The sequence below is a fragment of the Campylobacter sp. FOBRC14 genome (assembly GCF_000287855.1).
Lineage (GTDB): Bacteria > Campylobacterota > Campylobacteria > Campylobacterales > Campylobacteraceae > Campylobacter_A > Campylobacter_A curvus.
In genome coordinates this window covers 95,862-117,422 of sequence record NZ_ALJJ01000012.1, presented here as the reverse complement: position 1 = coordinate 117,422, position 21,561 = coordinate 95,862, and the positions used below count along the sequence as shown (strand labels likewise).

Here is a 21,561-nt window from a genome sequence, read left to right as displayed (position 1 = left end):
CATTAAAGGAGATGATATGATCGAAATGATCGTGCTGTTTGGCTGTATAGTGCTTGCAGCTAGACTTGGTGGTATCGGCGTGGGGCTCGCAGGCGGCCTGGGACTTGTCATACTTGTATTTATCATGGGAGTTAAACCAGGAGAAATACCAATAGCCGTCATGCTCATCATAATGGCCGTTATCTTGGCGATCTCGGTAATGCAAAGAGCGGGCGGTATGGCGTATATGGTCAAAATAACCGAGAGAATTTTAAGAAATCATCCAAAATATATAAATTTCTTAGCTCCCGCCTCGACGTTTATTTTAACGGTACTTACCGGTACGGGGTATTCGGCTATGGCGGTGCTAAACGTCATCCAACAAGTTGCCAAAGAAAACGGCGTGCGCCCCTCTCAGCCGCTAAGCTCGGCTGTCGTAGCGTCGCAGCTAGCTATAACGGCTTCGCCTATCTCGGCGGCAACTGCGGCTTTATATCTTACGCTAGAGCCTATGGGAGTTAGTTTTGGTAGCGCTTTGATGGTCATCGTGCCTTCTGCTGCGATCGCGGCTCTTGTGGCTGCTTTTGTTGCGAGCAAACAAGGAGTCGAGCTAAAAGACGATCCTATCTTTCAAGAAAGAGTCAAAAAGGGTCTCGTTAGCTTCGAATCACCCGAAGAAAAAACGGCTCGGACTACGAAAGAGGCAAAAATATCCGTGTGGCTGTTTTTAGCAAGCGTGGTTTTTATCGTAATAATGCTTTTATTTAAAAAGCAGATCGGGCATGATCTCTCTTCGCGAGATATCATCGTCATAACTATGCTTTTTGTAGCCTTTGTTATGGTTTTTCCTTGTAAAGTCCCGCTTGAAGATATCAAGAAAAGCTCCATTTTCGTTTCTGGCGCGGAGTCATTTATAGTAGTGCTTGGCATCACGTGGCTAAGCTCTACTGCCATAGGCGTGCATATACCTGCGGTAAAAGAGATGGCCGGCGAGCTTTTAAAAGAGTATCCCGCACTTTTAGCCGTCATATTTTTTGGTACGAGTGCGGTTTTATTCTCTCAAGGTGCGACAGCAGCGCTTTTGATGCCTATCGCCGCCTCTCTTGGCGTAGATGCAGGAACGATACTGGCTAGCTTCGTAGCGGTCAGCGCTTTATACATAACAAACATATATCCAACTACGGCTTTTGCAATCTCTACGGACGATACGGGATCGTTTATCATAAACCATCCGTTTTTCTTGCCCGGACTTTTAAGTATCGTGGTTTCTGTGCCTTTTGGCTTCTTCTTGGCTAAAATAGTCCTTTAACAATAATAAATTTAAGGAGAATAAAATGAGAAAAGATAGTGATTTCTTAGGCAAATGCGAGCTTGAGGATAGTGTGTATTACGGTGTGCAAACGCTTAGAGCGATGAGAAATTTCGCCGTTTCGGAAGTGAGCCATTATGAAATGGACGAATACATCAAAAGCGTAGCCTACATAAAAAAGGCTGCCGTTTTGGCAAATCACGAGTGCGGTGCCATAAGCGAGCAAATTTGCGAAGCGGTCTGCAAAGCCGCAGACGAAGTAGTAGCTGGCAAACTTGGCGAAAATTTCCCGATCGATGTCTTTCAAGGAGGTAGCGGTACATCTACGAATATGAACGTAAATGAAGTGATCGCTTGCAGGGCAAACGAACTCATCACAGGCAAAAAAGGCTACGATGTCGTGCATCCAAACACGCACGTAAATATGGGACAATCGACCAACGACGTGATACCAGCAGCCATGAAAATGAGCGTGCATGCAAATTTATTAAAGCTTGGCGAGTCTTTAAAACATTTCGAGACGGCGCTAAGCAAAAAGCAAAAAGAGCACGAGAACGCGCTAAGGCTTGGTAGGACTTGCCTACAAGATTGCCGTACCTATGACTTTCGGGCAGTATTTTAGCGGATACGTTAGCTTCGTAAAGAGGATGGAGGCGAAATTTAAAGCTCTTTTGGACGAGGCTAGCGAGCTTCCTTTAGGTGCGACCGCGATAGGAACAAGCCTTAGCGTGCATGAGGGATATCTAAGCAAAGTCTATGAGAAGCTAAATTTAGTAACGGGTAAGAAATTTAAAATGGAGGAAAATTTATTCGACGGCTTGCAAAACGCAGACTTTTATATCGAAATTTCGGCAAATTTAAAGCGTCTTGCCACCACACTTTCAAAGATCGCGACTGATTTTAGGATACTCTCGTCAGGCCCAAGAGCCGGTATAAACGAGCTAAATTTACCTGCCGTCCAACCCGGAAGCTCCATAATGCCGGGCAAAGTAAATCCCGTGATCCCGGAGCTTATAAATCAAATCGGCTATCAAATCTGCGGGAACGACGTAGCTATCACGATGGCGGTAGAGGGCGGGGAGCTCGATCTAAACGTCTGGGAACCGGTCATCATCAAAAATTTATGCGAGTCCTTTAAACTGCTTCAAAACGGGCTTATTATATTTGCCAACAAGTGCATCGACGGGCTTGAACCAAACGAGCAAATATGCGCTAAATTTGCAAACGATTCGACCGCACTTTCAACGATAATTTCATCGATATTTGGCTATAAAGTCGGCACGAAAGTCGCAAGAAAGGCATTTGAAGAGGATAAAAGCGTAAAAGAGGTCGTACTCGAGCTTAAAATTTTAAAGCCGGACGAAGCGGACGAGGTGCTAGATCCTTTCGTGATGATATATCCGCAAAAAAGTGCAAGTATCATCAAAAAATATAAAAAGCTTTACGATCTGGCTTAAATTTAAGGAGTGCTCGATGAAAGAGACGGCATTTGAAAAAGTGGCGAAATTCGTGCAAGAGACCTCCTATGAGGACTTGCCGCCAAAGCTCATAGATATCATAAAGATGGCTTTTACTGATTACGTAGGCGTGAGCGTCGCCGGAGCAAGGCATAAAAATGTCATGGCGATGATAAAATACGCAAAGCTTAACAGCAAAAAGCGTGAAGCTAGCGTATTTTGCCACGGCTTTAAAAGCTCCGTCCAACTAGCCGCTATGATAAACGCTGTCTCATCGCACTCGCTTGATTTTGACGACGTGAGCCTAAGCACGATAGGACATCCCAGCGTAGTCATCGCTCCAGTTTGCTTTACTCTGAGCGAAAATTTAAACCTTGGCGGCAAAGACATGATACTAGCCTATGCACTAGCAAGCGAAGTCATGCACAAACTAGCACTTTGCGCTATGCCCGAGGTCTCTCAAAACGGCTGGCATACGACGAGTGTATTTGGAGTATTTGGGGCTGTCGTAGCGGCGGCAGTGCTTAAAAGATCAAGCAAAAGCGAGATCATAAGCGCGCTTGGCATCGCTGCGTCCAAAGCCAGCGGAGTGAGAGCAAATTTTGGCACTTCGGTAAAAGCTTATCATGCAGGAATGGCATGCTTTAACGGCATAGACTCGCTTTTGCTTGCAGGCTGCGGGCTTAGCTCGTCGCCTTATAGTTTTGAAGGTGTGGACGGCTTTATGCAAACTTTTGGCGGAATTTATGAGGGCGAGGTAGATTTAAAATTTGGCGATACTTGGGATTTGCTACAAAACGGGCTGATTTTCAAAAGGTATCCAAGCTGCAGCGGCGCTCATCCGGCGATCGACCTTGCACTTGAAATGGGGCCAAAATACGGTCTAAATTTTAGAGATATAAAACGTATAGATGTAGGGTGCTCACTCCTTGCACCAAAAGAGCTAAACTACGAGTTTCCGACCGATGCCTTGCAGGCTAAATTTTCGATGCGTTACGCTATCGCATCGGCGCTATTTTACGGTGGTGCAGGCCTAGGCGAATACACGAACGAAAAGGTGGCAGATCCGCAAATACAAGAGTTTATGCGAAAAATTTACGTAAGTGTCGATGATGAGTTTAAAAAGCTAGGCTTCATCGGAACCTCGCCCGTTAAGATAAAGATCACGCTTGAAAACGGTGAAATTTTAAATGGCAAATGCCTACTTGCAAAGGGCAATCCGCAAAACCCGCTAAGTACGGATGAAATGGCGTCTAAATTTTATGAATGTACAAAAGATTTAGGAGAAAACAAACGGCTTTTTGAAAGGCTAAACGAGCTTGAAAAGTGTGAAAATTCAGAGGAAATTTTAAATTTAATAAGCTAAATCCGGCGAAATTTTGTTAGTATTACCAAAATTTATCAAGGATTTATATGCAGCTATCAGAGTATCAAAAGCAAATTTTAAGCGATCCCAAAACGCTTCGAGAAAAGCTTGAAATTTACCTTCAAACACCGGAAAAGGTCGAGATTTACGCAAGCGCTTGTGAAAAATTTCTCGACCCGCAAGCAAATGAATTCACATTTAAAGCGACTTGGAGCTGGTGGGCGTTTTTTGCAACACTATTTTTCTTTCTTTATAGAAAGGCCTATACGGCTATGCTTTGTACCTTGCTGGTATGCGTTTTTATCCCTGTTGCAGGCTTGCTTCCAACACTAATAATCGCTTATTCGTGTGCAGTATCTGCGAAATTTATAGTTTGCAGCAGATTTGTCAAAATTTTAGATATGCAAAGCGATGAGGAGCTAGCCAAACGAGGCGGTAAGCACGAAACTGTAATTTTGTTATTCGCCATTTTATTGTTACTGTATTTTGTTTGGGCATTCGGGAGCTGATTTTAGGGTCATCTGACCCTAAAATTTACTTACTGCACGCGCTCTTACCGTCATTTACCGGCTGGATAGCGGAGTTGTCCGCGCCGCCTTCGTTATTTATGGTCTCTATCGCGTCCCAAAGCTCGCGCGCAGCTTGCTCGTAGCGTTTGGCAGTGACGGAATTTGGCTCGTAAAAGCTCACTGGCTTGCCGCTATCGCCGCCTATCCTCACCGCTGGCTCGATCGGAATTTGGGCTAAAATTTTAGTCTTATAAATTTTAGCCAGCTCCTCGGTCGTGCCTTTGCCAAAGATATCATACTCTTTGCCATTATCAGGGCAGATGAAGCCGCTCATGTTTTCGACGATACCGGCGATCGGGATGTGAAGTTTTTCAAACATGTCAAGCCCGCGTCTGCTGTCATCAAGCGCGACTACTTGCGGCGTTGTGACGCATACACCGGCGGTCACCGGCACACTTTGTGCGAGTGTGAGCTGCGCATCGCCGGTTCCGGGAGGCATATCGAGGAAAAGTACGTCCAGCTCGCTCCAGAGCACGTCTTTTAGCAATTGCTCGATCGCCTTCATGATCATCGATCCGCGCCAAATGAGGCTAGCACCCTCCTCCATCAGCACGCCCATACTCATCATCTCTATGCCGTGGCTGAGTATCGGCTTTAGCTTATTCCCCATGACCTGAGGCTGAGTGTTGAGCTCTCCTAACATCCGTGGGATATTTGGTCCGTAGATGTCAGCGTCAAGCAGGCCTACTTTCTTACCAAGCTTCGCCATCGAAATGGCTAAATTTAGCGTCGTGGTGCTTTTACCCACGCCGCCTTTGCCGGAGCTTACCATTACGAAATTTTTGATCTGCGGCGCGATATTTTTACCGCTCTGAGAGTTCGACTTCTCTTGAGGCATCTTTGGCTGGATGATGTTTATCTCGGCCGCCGCTCCACCAAGCACGCGCGAGATATCTGCTTTTAGTTCGTTTGCTATGTCAGGATTTGAGCTGACGATCTCCACATCTATCTTTATGATTTCGCCCGCTTGCACGTTTTTAACAAAGCCAAAGCTTACTATATCCTTTTCAAATCCGGGATAAACTACGCCCTTTAGGCGCTCCATGATCTGTTCTTTACTTAACATCTTTCTCCTTTATGATTTTTCTTGAAATTTTATACGCGCAAAATTTCGGTCCGCACATCGAGCAAAATTCCGCCTCTTTAAACACGTCTTGAGGCAGGCTCTCGTCGTGAAGCTCACGAGCTTTATCAGGGTCAAGTGCGAGCTCAAACTGCTTGTTCCAGTCAAAGTTATACCTAGCATCGCTCATCGCGTGATCTCGCTCTATGGCTCCTGTCCTACCGCGTGCGACATCAGCCGCATGTGCTGCGATCTTATGAGAGATTATGCCGTCTCTGACGTCGTTTGCGTTTGGCAGCCCCAAATGCTCCTTTGGCGTCACGTAACAAAGCATCGCCACACCGTGACTGGCCGCGATCGCTCCGCCGATAGCCGAAGTGATATGATCATACCCCGCCCCGATATCGCTTACTAGCGGCCCGAGCACATAAAACGGCGCATTATGACACCACTCTTGCTCGATTTTTACGTTGTATTCGATTTGGTTTAGCGGTATGTGACCTGGACCTTCGACCATGACCTGCACGTTTTTCTCCCACGCACGAAGCGTGAGTTCGCCAAGCACCTTCAGCTCGCTTAGCTGCGCTTCGTCAGTAGCGTCATACAAGCAGCCCGGACGCAGGCTATCGCCAAGCGAAAGTGCGACGTCATACTTCGCACAAATATCCAAAATTTCATCAAATGCTTCGTAAAATGGATTTTCTTTATGATAGTGCATCATCCAGCTGGCCATCAGACTGCCGCCGCGACTTACGATACCCATCTTGCGCTTTGAGATAAGAGGCATAAATTTCAGCAAAAAGCCCGCGTGTATCGTAAAGTAGCTCACTCCCTGACTAGCCTGACGCTCAATGACTTCAAGCATCACGTCTTTGTTTAGCTTTTCAAGGTCGCACACATCGTGAATGATCTGATACATCGGCACGGTGCCTACAGGAACGCTGGAATTTGCTATGATAGCCTCGCGTATGGCGTCTAGATCGCCACCTGTGCTTAGATCCATGACCGTGTCGGCTCCGTATTTCAGACAAGCTCTAAGCTTTTCAAGCTCGCCATCGATATCGCTAGCAAGGCTTGAATTCCCGATATTTGCATTTACCTTCGTCTTAGCGTCTATGCCGATCGCCATCGGGACTAAATTTTTATGTTTTATGTTTGCGGGGATTATCATCGCACCACTAGCTACGCGCTGCCTGACAAACTCCGCCTCAAGCCCCTCGACATCCGCGACATAGCGCATCTCGGGGGTTATGATGCCGTTTTTAGCGTAATACATCTGTGTAGGCGTCGCATCGTTTTTTCGGGCGTCAAGCCACTCTTCTCTCATCAAATTTCCTAATATCAAAATTCGGATAATTTTACTGCAATTTAACTTCTTTTATGCTTTAACAAAAATGCTCTTGGTTTTGAAATTCTTAAAATAAAGACTTCACAAATAGAGCCAAAAGTTTAATACAAGTTTTGTAGGTGTATAATATCGTAACATTTCAGCCAAAATAAATATAAGGAAAAATTTTGCTAGATATCTCTCTCATCATGCTTGGAGCTGGGAATTCCAGCCGTTTTGAGCTACCGGTAAAAAAGCAATGGCTACGTATCGGCTCCGATCCGCTTTGGCTGGCCGCTACAAAAAATTTGAGTGAATTTTACACGTTCAAAGATATAATCGTCGTGAGCAAAGAGTGCGAATACATGGCTAGATTCGCCCCTCATTATAAATTTGTGATCGGCGGAGACACACGTCAGCAAAGCCTGAAAAATGCACTGAATTTAGTCAGCAGCCAGTTCGTACTAGTTAGCGACATCGCCCGCCCTTGCATCACACACGAGCTTTTTAGCAAGATAATAGAAGGCTCAAAGCAAGCCGACTGCGTAGTTCCGGCGCTTAAGATCGCCGATACTGCGTATTTTGGCGACGAAGCGATAGACAGAGAAAAGATAAAGCTCATCCAAACGCCGCAGCTTTCAAAGACGAATTTGCTAAAACAAGCGCTTGAGACCGATACTCTTTACACCGACGACAGCTCCGCGATGAGAGCTGTTGGAGCTAGCGTATGGCACGTGCTTGGCGATGAGAGAGCGCACAAGATCACGACTAAAAGCGACCTCGCCAAGATCCCCTGTCTGATCCCTCCTTCAAACGAGCATTTTACGGGCACCGGCTTTGACGTGCATGAATTTGAGCGCGGACGCGAGCTGTGGCTTTGCGGAGAAAAGATCGAATATGAATTTGGCCTCAAGGCTCACAGCGACGGCGATGTAGCGCTTCATGCGCTAACGGACGCGATATTAGGAGCTGCCGGGTTTGGCGATATAGGCGAGCTCTTTCCTGACACAGACGCTGAATTTAAGGGCATAAGCTCGCTACTTTTACTGCAAGAGGCCTATAAAAAGGTGCAAAGCGTAGGCTTTGAGCTGGTAAATGCCGATATCACGATCATGGCTGAGCGCCCTAAAATTTCAAAATTCAAGCGTAAAATGGAGGCAAATATCGCGGGTGCGCTAAATTTGACGCCAAACCGCATAAACGTAAAAGCTACCACGACAGAAAAGCTTGGCTTTGTAGGGCGCGGCGAGGGCATAGCCGTGATAGCAAGTGCAAATTTGAAATACTATGATTGGACGAAATGATGAAAATTTTAATAGTTGAAAACGAGATATATTTGGCTGGCTCGATGGCTACGAAGCTCGCTGATCTGGGGCATGAGTGCGAGATAGCAAAGAGTGCGAAGGAGGCCTTTAAGGACGAAGAGTTTGATGTAGTGTTACTTTCTACCACACTCCCGGGACAGGATTTTTACCCGATAATAGAAAAATTTAAAAGCTCGATCATCATCTTGCTAATCGCATACATCAGCAACGATACCGTGCTAAAACCCATCCAGGCGGGTGCTGACGACTACATACAAAAGCCGTTCATGATAGAAGAGCTCGTGCGTAAGATGAATCATTTCGAGGAGCACAGACGCTTACAGGGCATGCTGCGAAACTACGAGAGCTATGTCGATTATAGTTTGAGGAATTTAAAGATAGACGAATTCGAGCCAAAAAAGGTGAAATTCCCGCTTTTAATACGCACCTCAAAGATCGCCTACGCCGATAAATTCGTTCATAATTATATGAAAATGACAAAAATTCCGTTTATATTTTTGCCCGCGACCAAGCTGGCTCAAATAGAAAAAATTTTAAGACAAAATCACGATGACTACGTATACATCTCGAGCTTTCAGCTGCTAAAACAAGATGAAAGAGACAAAATTTTATCGCTCGTGTATAAACGCAAGGTGATAATCTCGACCAGCGACTTTGAGCAAAAAGTGTCATTTGAAACGCTTGATATCTCAAACGGCGAAAATCTTTTCAGTATCGACGAGATCGTCACGATCGATGATTATATAAAATACATCATCACGAACTATCAAGATAGATTTCCCGATACCGAGCTATCCAAGAAACTAGGAATTTCACGCAAATCACTTTGGGAAAAGAGAAAAAAATATGACATCCTCAAGAAAAAATAAATCCATCATCATAAACACCGAAGTATTTGGTACGCTGGAACTCATAAAAAATCAAGTCATCTCAAATTTCAGCGCCCTTATGGACGACGAGCAGATAAGACTGGCCAATGAAAGCGGCTATTTCGAGGGTGAGCCGATGCCCTACTCCTTTGGCTTCGCCCCGCCAAGCGAGATAAATCAGCACACGATAAAGCAACTAAGTGCAGGAGAGCGCGTAAATTTAGTACTAGAGGGCAGAAACGTCGGGCACATCGACATAGATAAAATTTTCAAGCTTGATAAATTTACACGAGAAAAAAATATATTTTTAGCCAACGAATCAGCCAACGGACGACAGCTACAGCTGGGCGAATACGCAATCAGCGGTGAGTTTGAAATTTATGACGAGAGCATAAAAGATGCAAAATTCAGGCTAAAAAACGTCATAAAAGAGATAAACGCCAAAAAGATAACGTCAGTGTTTTTGACCGCCGACCCTTTTAACCGCGCGCACGAAAGGCTCATTCGCATGACGGTCGACAAAGCCGACCTAGTCATCGTATTTTTGGTGAGGACGCTGCAAGAAAACCATATAGACTACGCCATCAGAAAGCGAGTGCTGGAATTTTTCAACCAAAACTATTTACCAGAAAAGCGCGTATTCGTCTTTCCCCTTGAAAATACGACGCTTTTTAGCTCACACACAAATCCTACGCTAGAATGTATCGCTGCGCGCTCATTTGGTGCAAATAAGCTAGTCATCGGACAAAATCATGCCGGTATCGGTATGTTTTACGACCACAACGAGGCGCATACGATCCTTGATCGATACAAAAACGAGCTGGCGATAGAGATCATAGTCTTACCCGAGCTAGTTTATTGCAACCAGTGCCGCACACTCGTAAGCACGAAGACTTGCCCTCACGGGCAACATCACCACATCAAATATCATCCGGACATCATCAAAGAGCTGCTTTTTAAGGGTATCATGCCACCAGCTATCCTCGTGCGACCTGAAATTTCGGCATTCATTTTAAGCGAGCTCTTTCCAAACCGCTTCAAGGACGTGCAAAAGCTCTGCGACGATCTGTTCGTAAATTCGGGGCTATTAGAAAAACGCACCGACCGCGATTTTTATGAAGAGCTGATGAAGCTTTATCAAACCTCGTCGATGACATAAGGAAATTTATGCAAAAGCTATTTTTGACATTTTTTGGCTTCGGGCTACTGCCAAAAGCTCCCGGTACTTGGGGCTCTATCGCCGGCACAGTAGTAGCAGTAGCGATACTTTGGGCGTTCTCGCCGACTACACTTTTTCTGGCAAGTATTTTACTTTTTTTGATCAGCATAAGTATCATAGATAGATATGAAGCGCAAATCGGTATCCACGACAGCTCGCACATCGTGATCGACGAAGTAGCCGGCGTCTGGCTCGCAGTAGCCATAAGCGGCGGTACGATCTCGCAAATTTTACTATCGTTCGCCTTTTTTAGGCTCCTAGACATCAAAAAACCATCCGTCATCGGCCGCGTGGATAAAAATGTAAAAGGCGGACTTGGCGTCATGGGCGATGATATGATAGCGGGATTTTTCGCGGGGTTGATGAGTGCGATGGTTTATGGCGCCTGCCTAAAATTCGGGATAAATTTGCCTTAAATTTTGAATTCGTAGCCACTCGCTCCTGCTGATAAATCAAGAAAGCTATGTAAGCGAGTTTGTTTTTAAAATTTAGCTTTGTTTTAAAAAATTTTAAGACTCTGTTATAATAAATCATTGACACTTGCTTCACTTCTGCTTTGCAGTTGCGAACGAAGTGAAGCAAAAACCCTGCTCACTCCGCAAAGCGCCGAACATATAGCACGATTTACGCGGTCAGCTACCGCTTCCCTGTCCTCGTAGCGAAGTCTCGTTACGAGTGCGTAACACGAAGTAAAAATCGGTGGCGATAGCGTCGCTTCACAAGGTTTGACTTCGCTTTAAAATCTAAAAATCAATAAAATATTGTAACAGAGCCAAATTTTAAATGTTCTAGCGTAGTTAAATCTTATTAACGAGCTTATCGCCACCTTATTTACTGATTTTCGTTGCCAATGCTGTTCGTATGCGTTTGTTGATCGTTCCTAAAGTAAGGCTTAATGAAGTTATTTACGAACTTTCCTGGTATCCAAACCTCGCTTCTCATACTCTTCGATCTCTAAAACATAGGTCGGATTTTTCTTTTTAGTCTCGTTATTTAGGTAGCTTATGAGCTTTGCATCGACATTTTTATGCCTGCAAACAAGCGTTATGAAATTTAGATAGTTACTGGCTTCTTTTGGGGCTTTATCACCATTTTTAGACGGTATGCTCATCTGCTCGGTAAAAATTCTCACTAACGTAAAAAGCTCGTTCTTGTTGATAGTGCTGTCTGAGGCAAATTTTACAAGATCGTCTATCTCGATCTTTTTATCTTTTGGCAGATCGGGTAAAACCTCTTTAAAGGCAGGCTCCGCCCGATTTTTAATAATCTTTAAAAATAGATAAAAAAGCCCGCCGACAGCTATGAGTAAAATTACGATACAAATTAAAGCGATGCTTTTGATAGGAGTCATTAAATTTTAAAGCTTCGTGCAAATTTTACGCTTTGGAAAGGCCAAAAAGGTCATCGCAAACATAATGCCTATACCTATCCAAACAAAGTCCGGTATCGGTAACGGGTCTCCAGCGGCATAAGAGTGCATGCCAGCAAGATAGAAATTTACACCAAAATATGTCATCAAGATCGCCCAATAAGCAAAAAACGATGCGACAGCAAATGCGTATTGGTTGTTTAGCTTTGGTATAAATCTCATGTGAAGCACCGCCGCATAAACTAGTATCGAAACAAGGGCCCAAGTCTCTTTGCTGTCCCAGCCCCAATATCTGCCCCAGCTCTCATTGGCCCAAACACCACCTAGGAAATTTCCAAGTGTTAGAAGGCTTAGTCCAAGTATCATCGCCATCTCGTTTATTCTAGTAGCCTCCAAGATATTACGCGTGATCTCGGGGTTTGGCTTGCGCTTATTTTGCATTATGATAAGGATGAGCGTAAATCCTCCAAGGAGCGCGCAAAGTCCTAAAAATCCATAGCTCGCTGTGATGACAGATACATGTATCGTCAGCCAATAGCTCTGAAGCACGGGCACGAGAGTGGTTATCTGCGGATCCATCCAGCTAAGATGCGCGACAAATAACGTAACGCCTGCTAGTATCGATGTCAGCGCGATCGCGATAGGACTGCGTTTTGAGAATATTATGCCAGAAAGGCCAAGGGCCCAAGCGATATAGACCATCGACTCGTATGCGTTGCTCCAAGGTGCATGCTCGGCTATATACCATCTTAGCCCAAGCCCTATGGTATGAGCTATAAAGGCTAGGATATTGACACCATAGACTACTCTCACTATGCCGCTTATCTTGACCTTTGGCGCGAGCATTTTCACGAAAACGAATAACAAAAGCACCAAACCTGCGAGCAGATAAACCGGGATCAAACGGTCAAATATCTTAAATTTATTGAACAAAATTTCGATCTCTACCTTTTTCTCGCTAGGCATTATCGCAGAGCCGTATTTTTTCTGATACTCGAAAATTTTATCAAGCGACGCGTCGGCCTTACTCCAATCCTGCGTCCTAGTAGCCTCGTCTACGGCGGTAAAATAATCCTTCATCATGGTAACTACGAGATTTGCCTCCTCCGGTGAGAAATACATCATCGCAGATGCCGGCGAATACCAAGAGTTGGAAGGGTCATCTTGCTTAGGGAAAATTTTGAAAATTTCACCTATAAAAATCATATAAAAGACGTTTAAACGCTCATCGACCTTGATGACGTCTTTGTCAAAAGTGCCGCGTGAGCCGGGATGCTTGCGATTTGCGATCTCTGCAAATTTCGTGAGCTTATACTCGCTACCGCCATCTTTGCCGACCTTGAAAAAGTCATTGAAGCTTGCATATTTTGCATTTTCATCTACGCCTATGTCTTTTTTTAGCTCCTTGCTAAAGCCAAGAGCGATGATAGGCTCGCTTCGCCAAAATTCAGGCGTCACCATTATAGAGAGCATGGCTTGGTTGGAATTTAGCGAGCCGATGCTGTCTTGTCTGTGAATTTTGTTTAAAACTTCTTTGCTTAAAGTATCAAAAGGCTTTATCCTACCATCTGGGCTTTGCACAAGGAGTCTTGAGAGCTTTTGGGCGTGTTCGGGGCTTATCTGAGGCAAAAAGTCACTTGCTTTGGCCTCGTTAGCTCCAAACACGATAAGACATGCCGCGATACATGCCGCTACCTTTTTAGCCGCTTCATTATCTATGAGATTTGCGAGCTTTCTAAAACGACTGCCAGGATTTATGACGTTTAGTAAAAAGCCAAGACCAAGTAAAAAATAACCGATATATGTAGGAATTTTGCCTGGGTCTTTGTTTACGGAGAGTATCGTTCCCCTCTCGTCTCTATCGTATGAGCTTTGGAAAAACCTATACCCATCGTAGTCAAGCACGTGATTCATGTAAATCCTATAATCAAAACTAGGGCTGACACTATCTTTTACGACGACATCACTGGCATAGCTCATAGGAGAATTTGAGCCGGGATAGCGCTTTAGCTCGAAGTCTTTTAAAAATAAGCTAAAAGGCAGTTTGATCTGCTGCGGCCCCCAAGAAGCTATGAAATTTTGCCCGCCGATAGTCGTGCGAGCAGGCTCTATGAGGTTGTAAAACAATGTCATCTCCTTATTTTCGCCTTTATAGCTAAGCTGGGCTATTATCGCGTCAAATTCGCTATCTTGGGTCGTGACTAGCTTCCTTGCGGCACTGGCAGATATAAACTGCGGTGCGAAATTTATACCGTTTACGCTATATAGATTCATAGGGGCAAACTCATTCACGCTACCCGCGTCAAGCTCTATTTTTGCATTATCACTCATCGAGAATTTTGAGATTTTTTGATTTGAAGTCACGCTAAATTTACCATCTTTTAACTCAAACAACACATATTTTTGCCCCTCTCGTGGCTTGGCATTAAAAATAAAGCTGATCTCGCCCGCCAAAGCCTCTTCGCCGTCTAGCAAATACACCTCTTCTCTGTTTGTCTCGTCGGATATAACGAGCTCGATCACCGGTTTACCACTTGGATCGTCTACGAATTTATAAGAAGCCTTGGGGATATACTCGATAAATTTAAGTCTTGCGTCCGCATCCGCGAGCTTTAGCGCGATGTCAAACCCCTCTTTGTTTATATTTTCAACGCCTCTAGGCACCGAAGCGGAAATCTCCTTGCCGTCCACGTCTGCAGCAAAATTTACATACGAGCCCTTAGTCGTTACTATGTTGGTTTCGGTATTTTCCCTTATATGCACGTTTCCTTCAAAGCCAAAATACCTCGTGATGCCAGCGCCTACTAAAATAACCAAAAATCCCAAATGAAAAAGCAAAGACGGAAGCTTTTTTATGTTCAAAAGTCTGTAATGAAAAATATTGTAAGCCAAATTTATACCAAGCAGTACCTGAACGAGTGCGAACCAGCCGGCACCATATACATAAACCCACGCTAGCTCCGTACTTGTCTTGCTTTCGATTATCGTTGCCGCACCACTTGCCACGGCAAATATGATCATCAAAACGATAGCCGAAGTCATGCTAAAAAATAGTGATTTTATGCCAAACATTACTTGCTTCCTTTTTGTGCGTATGTAAAATTTATCTTAGATAGCTACCCTGTTTTTTCTCTGTAGAAACAGGCTTATTTGCTTGGTCATCTTGATCGGCAAGTGCATCTTTGCCTTTTAGATAGGCTAAAATTGCTCCAAGATCGTTGTTTGTAGTTATTTTGGCTTGATTTTGCATTATTAGTTTGCCATCGCCCCCAAAAGATGTGTCGCTTCTATATGAAATGATGCTGTCTTCGATATCTTTAGCATTCATATCTTTTAGCGCTACTGCACCGTAAGGTCTTTTCTCGGCGTTTTCTCCATGACAGCTTTGACATTGTTTTTCATAAAGCTCTTTGCCGAGTGAGACACTATATCTGCCTTTTCTATCGACACCAAATTTTAAAATTCTATTGTCTTTATATCTTCGCGGATCTTCATCGATAAATATTTGAATTTTTTCATTTCTTTCATTGGCCTGTTTTGTCGCCATCTCTGCAAGCTCTTTACCAAAATCGCCGTGGGCCTCTATATAATACACTTGTGAAGCGCTGAATGCACTTGCCGCAAAAAGACACACCAAAAAAGAAATTTTAAAAATTTTCATAAGTTTCCTTAAAATCTTGCTCTAAATTTAAAAATCCCAAGCTGGGGAATACCAACTTGGGATTATAGCATAAGTTGATTAAACTAAGCTGGGTAAATTAGAATGAGTATTTAGCCTCAAATCTTAACTTATCTTGTTTATCCTTGTTTCCATCATTGTCTTTTTTCTCTAGGAATGAATAGAATGAGCTAAACTTAAGTTTCTTGTTGTATTGATAAGCAAGTCTTGGAACGATCTCTTGATATTTGTTTTTTGTGTCATTGCTATATTTTATTTCGCCCTTTACATAATCAACACCTGCAAAGAACTTATCGTATGTATAACCGGCTGTTCCAAACCAGAAGTTACCTTTACCAGCAGCAAAAGTATAGTCTGCATCATCATAGCCAAATAGCTCTTCGCCCGGTTGTATCAACTGACCCTTATCTTCTAGAGCAAATGATGTTACACCATGATCTTTAGCTTTCCAGCCAATATAACCGGCAGATAAATCTAAACCAAACAGTGATGTAGAAAGTTCGGCTGCATAGAAGTTACCGTCATCATATGGAACAGTTGCTGCTGCAGCGTCTTTAAAACCAGAGTCCGCATTACTATTCACATATTGAGCTTTAGCACCGATAGAAACATCATTTGTCACAGCAAAATTTCCAGCTACTTCAACAGCTAGTAAATCGACTACTTCTGTCAAGCTGGCATACCATAGTTGAAAGCTTATAGGATCATAAGAGCCTACAACTGCTGCAGCATAAAGGTTTCCTGCATTATATCCGTTAAGAGGATAAGTAGAAGGGTTTTTAGCTCTTATATTATCAAAAAGCGTTCCATCTGTTTCACTACCATTTTCAAGAGCATCAAATGCAAAAGCTGTAAGAGTTAGACCTTCGATATCTTGATTTACTACTCTAACACCTGTACCGATAGCATCATCTGTAAAGAATGAGCCGATCTCTTGTTTGCCAGCTGTTATAGTAGTACCACCGATAGTGTATCCTAGATAGAACTGATGAACACCAAAAGTATCTGTGGTATTTGTTGTATCTGTTCCAGTATTTAGGTGACCAGAGGCATCACTTGAGTTATATCTCAAGCCCAATACACCAAAGAAATTATCGTCGATCGCAGCTTTAAAATTTGTTACGATTTTAAAGTTATGTTTTGCCTCTGTATTTCTATCGCTCTTAGAAGCTTTTTCTGTTGTATTTGTATACCTATATCTTGCAAATCCTGAAAGATCTACATTTTTTATAGCTTCTTCAAGTGGAGTAGCTGAAGCTACGCTTGAAAATGCACCTAAAGCAACCAAAGCCGCTAAACTAATCTTTGTTAGTTTCATTTGTTCTCCTTTTAAGAAATTGTGTAAGGGCATTATAATACATAAAATTTAATTTTAAGCTTAAAAAATCCTAAATTCTAGCGAATTTGCTACCGATCGTTTACCGAAAAACACTAAAAATTCAAAATTTTACTAAAATCATATATCAAACTTAGAAAGTAGCACCGAAGAAAAATCAAGTTTTAAAAGTGGAAAATAAAAAGAAAGGGGCGAAACACATCAGCCCCTTAAAAGGAGTTCTAGTTTTGATTGCTTGGTGAAATTATAATAGGACTAAGTAAATCAACGGATAATCAAAACGTTATTTTCTCTTCTTTTGGAATTTCTATATTCGTTTTGATATTTTTCTTTTTTATGACGATGTCATTTTGCGGCTTTTTGATCCCGGAAAATGAGCCTCTGGAGCTTCCTTCGTGGATAAGAAGCATGCTCTCAAGCTGCTTACCGATAAAAGTCGCATACACTAGATCGCCCTTGTCGTAGTAATATTTGGTGGAGCAAAAATTAGCACTAGGCAATTTGGCGTTTTTGGTATCGCTCGCGATGATAGTGTAGCAATACTTCGAATCCTCATAATGAAGCTCTTTTATGAAGCCCTTGATAGCGCTTTTAACAAGTCTTTGTTGCACTTGAGGAGTTTGCTTTTTGGGCGCTTGATTTTCAAAAAATGAACAACCAGTAAGGGCAACCACGGCTAAAGTCATGGTAAAAATATGAAATTTTGACATTTGCTTTCCTAAAAAATTTTAAAAAAGTATAGCTCATAAATTTAAATGCTTTAAAATTTAAGTTAAATAGAATTTACTGCCTAAGCGAAAGATCAAAAGAGGAATTTTAGAATTTGGCTACCATTCATAGCAGCCAAATAAATTTACGCCGATACGTTTAGAACGTTACCGCCGAGCTCTGCTATCCTTTTATCGACGCTCTCTAGCGCCCTATCGATGGTGTGTTGTGAAATTTCAGGCAGATCGCCGCCCCAAAGCTTTGCGGCATCTTTGAAGCCTTTTAGTATCCCCTCTCGCCCGGCCTGAAGCTTTTGTGCGTCGTCACCTGCTGCCGAGATGACGAAATTTGCTATCCTGTCGGCGGTATTTTTGACCCCGAAAAATCCATCCTCTCCGACTAGCTCGCCAGCCTCTTTCGGGCTAAGCGAGTCGATGGATTTGCCGCTATATCCTATGGCGTCATAGTTGATGCCTTTTAAAATTTCAGCTAAATTTTGCGGAAAATTTTGACCTCTGTCGCCAAAAAGTGAGCTGACCGCACTTTGAGCGCTGAAATTTGAACTAGATACTGAGAGAAACTGGGCTTGAAACTGCAAAAAATAACTATTTGATATCTCTTTTGCGCTTATTTTAGAGGCGGTTTGCTCCGAGGATTTAGTATTTTTGTATTGTGAAATTTGCGGATTTTCTTTAGCGTTTGGATTAGCATATGCGTTGATGTTTGTATTTACCTGCATGATAGCTCCTTTATAAATTTTCTAGCTTGAATATCGTCAAAATACAAATTTTATAAAGGGGCGAGCCGAGGCCCGCCTAGTTATCATTTGGCAAGTGTAGCGCTAAGCATCCAGATAGCTTTTTCATATTTTCCTATCTGATCTTGTGCATACATTTGAGTAGTAGTATCGCCCTCTGCGATCTTATCAAGCTTTTTAAACTCGCCCAATAAGTGTTTGTAATCAGCCAAAACGATCTCTAAAACTTCGCTCGGAGTGTAGCTGGCCTTTGGCTCGTGTTTTATGTGAGTTAGTTTGTTTAGCTCCTCAGCTTTGATGACAGGTTTGCCACCAAGCATGATAGCTCTCTCGGCTGTGTCATCGAAAATTTCGCTCATATCTTCGTAAGCTTTTTCGGTATATTCATGCACGCTGAAAAACTGAATGCCCTTTACATTCCAGTGAAGATCGTGGAATTTGATATAAAGCGCATTTGCATCGGCCTGGATTATATTCAACTGTGAAATAACTTTTGACATTTTGTCTCCTTGTGGTTTATTTGTGATGAAATTATAGCATATTTTACTTAAAATAATTTTAACTAGATAATAAAAAATATTATCTAGTTAAAATTATGAAAAGGCTCTATTGCAATAAATTATTGACGCTTACTTCGCAAACCATGCTCGCTCCGCAAGACGCCGAACATGTAGCACGATTTACGCGCTCAGCTACCGCTTCCCTGTAAATCGGCGGCGATAGCGTCGCTTCACAAGGTTTTTACTCGAATGCTGTTCGCATTCTCCTGCTTTGAAAGCTGAAAATCAATGAAATATTTTAACAGAGCCTATGAAAAATATAAAAATTTTAGCTTTTTAATAAGTACTGATCTGTTATTTTTTAGTATAGTCAAATAGGCTAAAAGATGAAATTTTACTTAGCTGATAAGCTTAAATACTCATGAGAATTCTTTTATCTAAACAGAACTAATTTGATTTTACGTAATCATAGAAAGCATAATAAGATAGTAATTTTTATAAGTGGTGTCCCCAGCGAGATTCGAACTCACGACCTCAAAATTAGGAATTTTGCGCTCTATCCAGCTGAGCTATGAGGACAAAAATTTATTTAAAATTTTTAAAAGCAGGTCTGCCAGAGGACAAACCTGCATAAATTTAGCTTTTAGCCGTTTCTCTTTTTAATGATCTCTTCGCTTACATTCTTTGGAACTTCTTCATAATGATCAAATTCCATAGAGTAAGTCGCACGACCTTGAGTACCTGAGCGAAGATCTGTCGAGTAGCCAAACATCTGAGCTAGAGGGCAGAAAGCCGTGATGATCTTGCTACCGTTGCGCTCATCCATCGAGCTAACTTGACCGCGGCGTTTATTAAGATCGCCGATGACATCGCCCATATACTCTTCAGGAGTTTCGACCTCGACCTTCATCATAGGCTCAAGGATGACCGGATTTGCCTTTCTGGCGCCCTCTTTAAAGCCCATAGAAGCAGCAAGCTTGAACGCCATTTCAGAGCTGTCCACCTCGTGGTAGCTTCCGTCGTATAGAGTGACTTTTACATCTTCTACCGGATAGCCGGCCAACACACCATTTTGAAGCGCTTCGCGGCAACCTTTCTCAACGGCAGGTATGTATTCTTTTGGAACGACGCCACCTTTGATATCATTGACGAATTCAAATCCGCTAGCCGGCTCAAGCGGTTCGATACGTAAAAATACGTGTCCGTATTGACCACGACCACCTGATTGCTTAGCATATTTATACTCTTGCTCGACTGGTTTGCGGATAGTCTCGCGGTAGGCAACTTGCGGCTGACCTACTTCTGCGTCGACTTTAAATTCACGAAGCATACGATCGACGATGATCTCTAAGTGAAGCTCACCCATGCCCGAAATAATAGTCTGACCGCTCTCTTCATCGGTATTTACTCTAAAGCTTGGATCCTCTTGAGCTAGCTTTTGAAGTGCTATCGCCATTTTCTCTTGATCGGCTTTTGTCTTTGGCTCAACGGCGACTGAGATGACAGGCTCAGGGAAATCCATCTTTTCAAGGATGACTTTATCTTTCTCGCTTGCGAGAGTATCGCCAGTCAAGGTATTTTTTAGACCTACTACCGCGCCGATCTCACCGGCATGAAGGACTGAAATTTCCTCACGTTTGTTTGAGTGCATTTTTAGCAAACGACCGATTCTTTCCTTACTATCTTGAACGGTATTGTAAGCATAGCTACCGCTTTCAAGACTTCCGCGATAAACACGGATAAATGTCAGCTGTCCCACAAACGGATCGGTCATGATCTTAAATGCAAGCGCAGCAAATTCGCCATCATCGGTAGACTCGACGGTAACTTCCGTGCCGTCCTCATAAACACCTTTGATAGCCTCGATCTCGTCCGGAGCTGGTAGATAGTCTACGACGGCATTTAAAAGCGGTTGAATGCCTTTATTTTTAAAAGCTGTTCCGCAAAGCATAGGGATTATGCTCATTCTTAAGCAGCCAGCTTTTATGCCTTTTTTGATCTCTTCTTCGCTTAGCTCTTCGCCGCTGAAAAATTTCTCCATCAAGCTATCGTCTGTTTCAGATACGGCCTCTATGAGCTTCGTGCGATACTCTTGCGCCTTTTCCAAAAGCTCGGCCGGGATTTCTTTTTCTACATAGTCAGTCGGTTTTTTATCATCTTCCCAAACATAAGCTTTCATCCTCACAAGGTCGATAACACCCTTAAAATCATCCTCTGCACCGATCGGAATTTGAATAGGCACAGGATTTGCTTTCAAACGGTTTCTGATTTGGCTTTCAACATTATAAAAATTTGCGCCGATCCTGTCCATTTTATTTACAAAAACGATCCTTGGAACGTGATATTTGTTCGCTTGTCTCCAAACGGTCTCACTTTGAGGTTGGACGCCGCCGACCGAGCAAAATACCGCGACTGCGCCGTCAAGAACACGCATAGAACGCTCGACTTCGATAGTGAAATCAACGTGGCCCGGAGTGTCGATCAGGTTTATTTGATGCTGTTTCCAAAAACAAGTCGTCGCAGCCGAAGTTATCGTGATGCCACGCTCTTTTTCTTGTTCCATCCAGTCCATCGTGGCCGCACCGTCATGCACCTCGCCGATCTTATGGCTCATACCGGTAAAAAATAAAATTCTCTCGCTCGTGGTAGTTTTTCCTGCATCGATATGAGCTGCGATACCGATGTTTCTGACCATATGTAATGGTGTTTTTCTATCTGCCATATTGTGC

At 43.1% G+C, this 21,561-nt stretch carries 19 protein-coding genes and 1 tRNA gene; 9 read left to right on the top strand and 11 right to left on the bottom strand.

Features of this window, described 5'->3' with window-relative positions:
- Positions 1-16 precede the first annotated feature (16 nt).
- From HMPREF1139_RS06385 to HMPREF1139_RS06365, 5 genes are read left to right on the top strand one after another with little or no spacing between them, the layout of a single operon-like run.
- A complete protein-coding gene (locus tag HMPREF1139_RS06385) occupies positions 17-1,288 on the top strand; it encodes an anaerobic C4-dicarboxylate transporter (RefSeq protein ID WP_009650526.1) in 1,272 nt (423 codons plus the stop codon).
- A 25-nt stretch (positions 1,289-1,313) separates the two neighbouring features.
- The gene (locus HMPREF1139_RS06380) at positions 1,314-1,910 is read left to right on the top strand and encodes a lyase family protein (RefSeq protein WP_009650593.1); all 597 of its coding nucleotides are present in this window, start codon (positions 1,314-1,316) and stop codon (positions 1,908-1,910) included.
- A complete protein-coding gene (locus tag HMPREF1139_RS06375; protein WP_198003118.1) occupies positions 1,855-2,745 on the top strand; it encodes a lyase family protein in 891 nt (296 codons plus the stop codon). Before HMPREF1139_RS06380 ends, HMPREF1139_RS06375 begins: the two co-directional genes overlap by 56 nt.
- Positions 2,746-2,761: 16 nt before the next feature.
- Positions 2,762-4,111 (top strand): MmgE/PrpD family protein, encoded by a 1,350-nt coding sequence (locus HMPREF1139_RS06370; RefSeq protein WP_009650488.1) that lies wholly within the window; start codon positions 2,762-2,764, stop codon positions 4,109-4,111.
- Positions 4,112-4,158: 47 nt separating this feature from the next.
- Entirely contained in the window at positions 4,159-4,620 is a 462-nt protein-coding gene (locus HMPREF1139_RS06365; protein WP_009650454.1) for a DUF2628 domain-containing protein, read from the top strand.
- Positions 4,621-4,645: 25 nt separating this feature from the next.
- On the opposite strand, the gene HMPREF1139_RS06360 is transcribed toward HMPREF1139_RS06365, so the two are convergent.
- Positions 4,646-5,746, bottom strand: coding sequence for an Mrp/NBP35 family ATP-binding protein (locus HMPREF1139_RS06360; RefSeq protein WP_009650579.1), 1,101 nt, complete (start codon positions 5,744-5,746; stop codon positions 4,646-4,648).
- Positions 5,736-7,070, bottom strand: coding sequence for a phosphomethylpyrimidine synthase ThiC (thiC, locus tag HMPREF1139_RS06355; RefSeq protein WP_009650452.1), 1,335 nt, complete (start codon positions 7,068-7,070; stop codon positions 5,736-5,738). Before thiC ends, HMPREF1139_RS06360 begins: the two co-directional genes overlap by 11 nt.
- Before the next feature lie 188 nt (positions 7,071-7,258).
- Here thiC and HMPREF1139_RS06350 point away from each other — a divergent pair, with 188 nt between their 5' ends.
- Genes HMPREF1139_RS06350 through HMPREF1139_RS06335 form a run of 4 tightly spaced genes read left to right on the top strand, consistent with a single transcriptional unit; the run spans position 7,259 to position 10,899 of the window.
- Positions 7,259-8,374: a bifunctional 2-C-methyl-D-erythritol 4-phosphate cytidylyltransferase/2-C-methyl-D-erythritol 2,4-cyclodiphosphate synthase gene (locus HMPREF1139_RS06350; RefSeq protein ID WP_009650534.1), complete on the top strand. Its 1,116-nt coding sequence runs from the start codon at positions 7,259-7,261 to the stop codon at positions 8,372-8,374.
- Positions 8,374-9,264 carry a response regulator gene (locus tag HMPREF1139_RS06345; protein WP_009650501.1) on the top strand — a complete coding sequence of 297 codons (891 nt, stop codon included), beginning with the start codon at positions 8,374-8,376 and terminating at the stop codon, positions 9,262-9,264. Before HMPREF1139_RS06350 ends, HMPREF1139_RS06345 begins: the two co-directional genes overlap by 1 nt.
- Entirely contained in the window at positions 9,242-10,423 is a 1,182-nt protein-coding gene (locus HMPREF1139_RS06340; RefSeq protein ID WP_009650586.1) for a sulfate adenylyltransferase, read from the top strand. Before HMPREF1139_RS06345 ends, HMPREF1139_RS06340 begins: the two co-directional genes overlap by 23 nt.
- A gap of 8 nt (positions 10,424-10,431) precedes the next feature.
- The gene (locus tag HMPREF1139_RS06335; protein WP_009650474.1) at positions 10,432-10,899 is read left to right on the top strand and encodes a phosphatidylglycerophosphatase A family protein; all 468 of its coding nucleotides are present in this window, start codon (positions 10,432-10,434) and stop codon (positions 10,897-10,899) included.
- Positions 10,900-11,384: 485 nt separating this feature from the next.
- Here HMPREF1139_RS06335 and HMPREF1139_RS06330 read toward each other — a convergent pair whose 3' ends face one another.
- The 9 genes from HMPREF1139_RS06330 to fusA all read right to left on the bottom strand — a co-directional run bounded on the left by HMPREF1139_RS06330 (position 11,385) and on the right by fusA (position 21,554).
- The gene (locus HMPREF1139_RS06330) at positions 11,385-11,834 is read right to left on the bottom strand and encodes a hypothetical protein (protein WP_009650551.1); all 450 of its coding nucleotides are present in this window, start codon (positions 11,832-11,834) and stop codon (positions 11,385-11,387) included.
- Positions 11,835-11,840: 6 nt separating this feature from the next.
- Positions 11,841-14,924 (bottom strand): cytochrome c biogenesis protein CcsA, encoded by a 3,084-nt coding sequence (gene ccsA, locus HMPREF1139_RS06325; protein ID WP_009650566.1) that lies wholly within the window; start codon positions 14,922-14,924, stop codon positions 11,841-11,843.
- Positions 14,925-14,955: 31 nt separating this feature from the next.
- Positions 14,956-15,513, bottom strand: a complete 558-nt coding sequence (locus HMPREF1139_RS06320) for a c-type cytochrome (protein WP_009650472.1) — start codon at positions 15,511-15,513, stop codon at positions 14,956-14,958.
- Between the two features lie 97 nt (positions 15,514-15,610).
- On the bottom strand, positions 15,611-16,849 hold the full coding sequence (locus HMPREF1139_RS06315) for a major outer membrane protein (protein ID WP_009650584.1): 1,239 nt from the start codon (positions 16,847-16,849) through the stop codon (positions 15,611-15,613).
- A 293-nt stretch (positions 16,850-17,142) separates the two neighbouring features.
- On the bottom strand, positions 17,143-17,577 hold the full coding sequence (locus HMPREF1139_RS06310; RefSeq protein WP_009650498.1) for a hypothetical protein: 435 nt from the start codon (positions 17,575-17,577) through the stop codon (positions 17,143-17,145).
- A 143-nt stretch (positions 17,578-17,720) separates the two neighbouring features.
- Positions 17,721-18,314 carry a hypothetical protein gene (locus HMPREF1139_RS06305; RefSeq protein ID WP_009650537.1) on the bottom strand — a complete coding sequence of 198 codons (594 nt, stop codon included), beginning with the start codon at positions 18,312-18,314 and terminating at the stop codon, positions 17,721-17,723.
- An 83-nt stretch (positions 18,315-18,397) separates the two neighbouring features.
- Positions 18,398-18,832, bottom strand: a complete 435-nt coding sequence (locus HMPREF1139_RS06300; protein WP_009650514.1) for a Dps family protein — start codon at positions 18,830-18,832, stop codon at positions 18,398-18,400.
- 502 nt (positions 18,833-19,334) lie between these two features.
- Positions 19,335-19,411, bottom strand: a tRNA-Arg gene (locus tag HMPREF1139_RS06295).
- Between the two features lie 64 nt (positions 19,412-19,475).
- Positions 19,476-21,554, bottom strand: a complete 2,079-nt coding sequence (gene fusA / locus HMPREF1139_RS06290; protein WP_009650482.1) for an elongation factor G — start codon at positions 21,552-21,554, stop codon at positions 19,476-19,478.
- Positions 21,555-21,561: the final 7 nt, after the last annotated feature.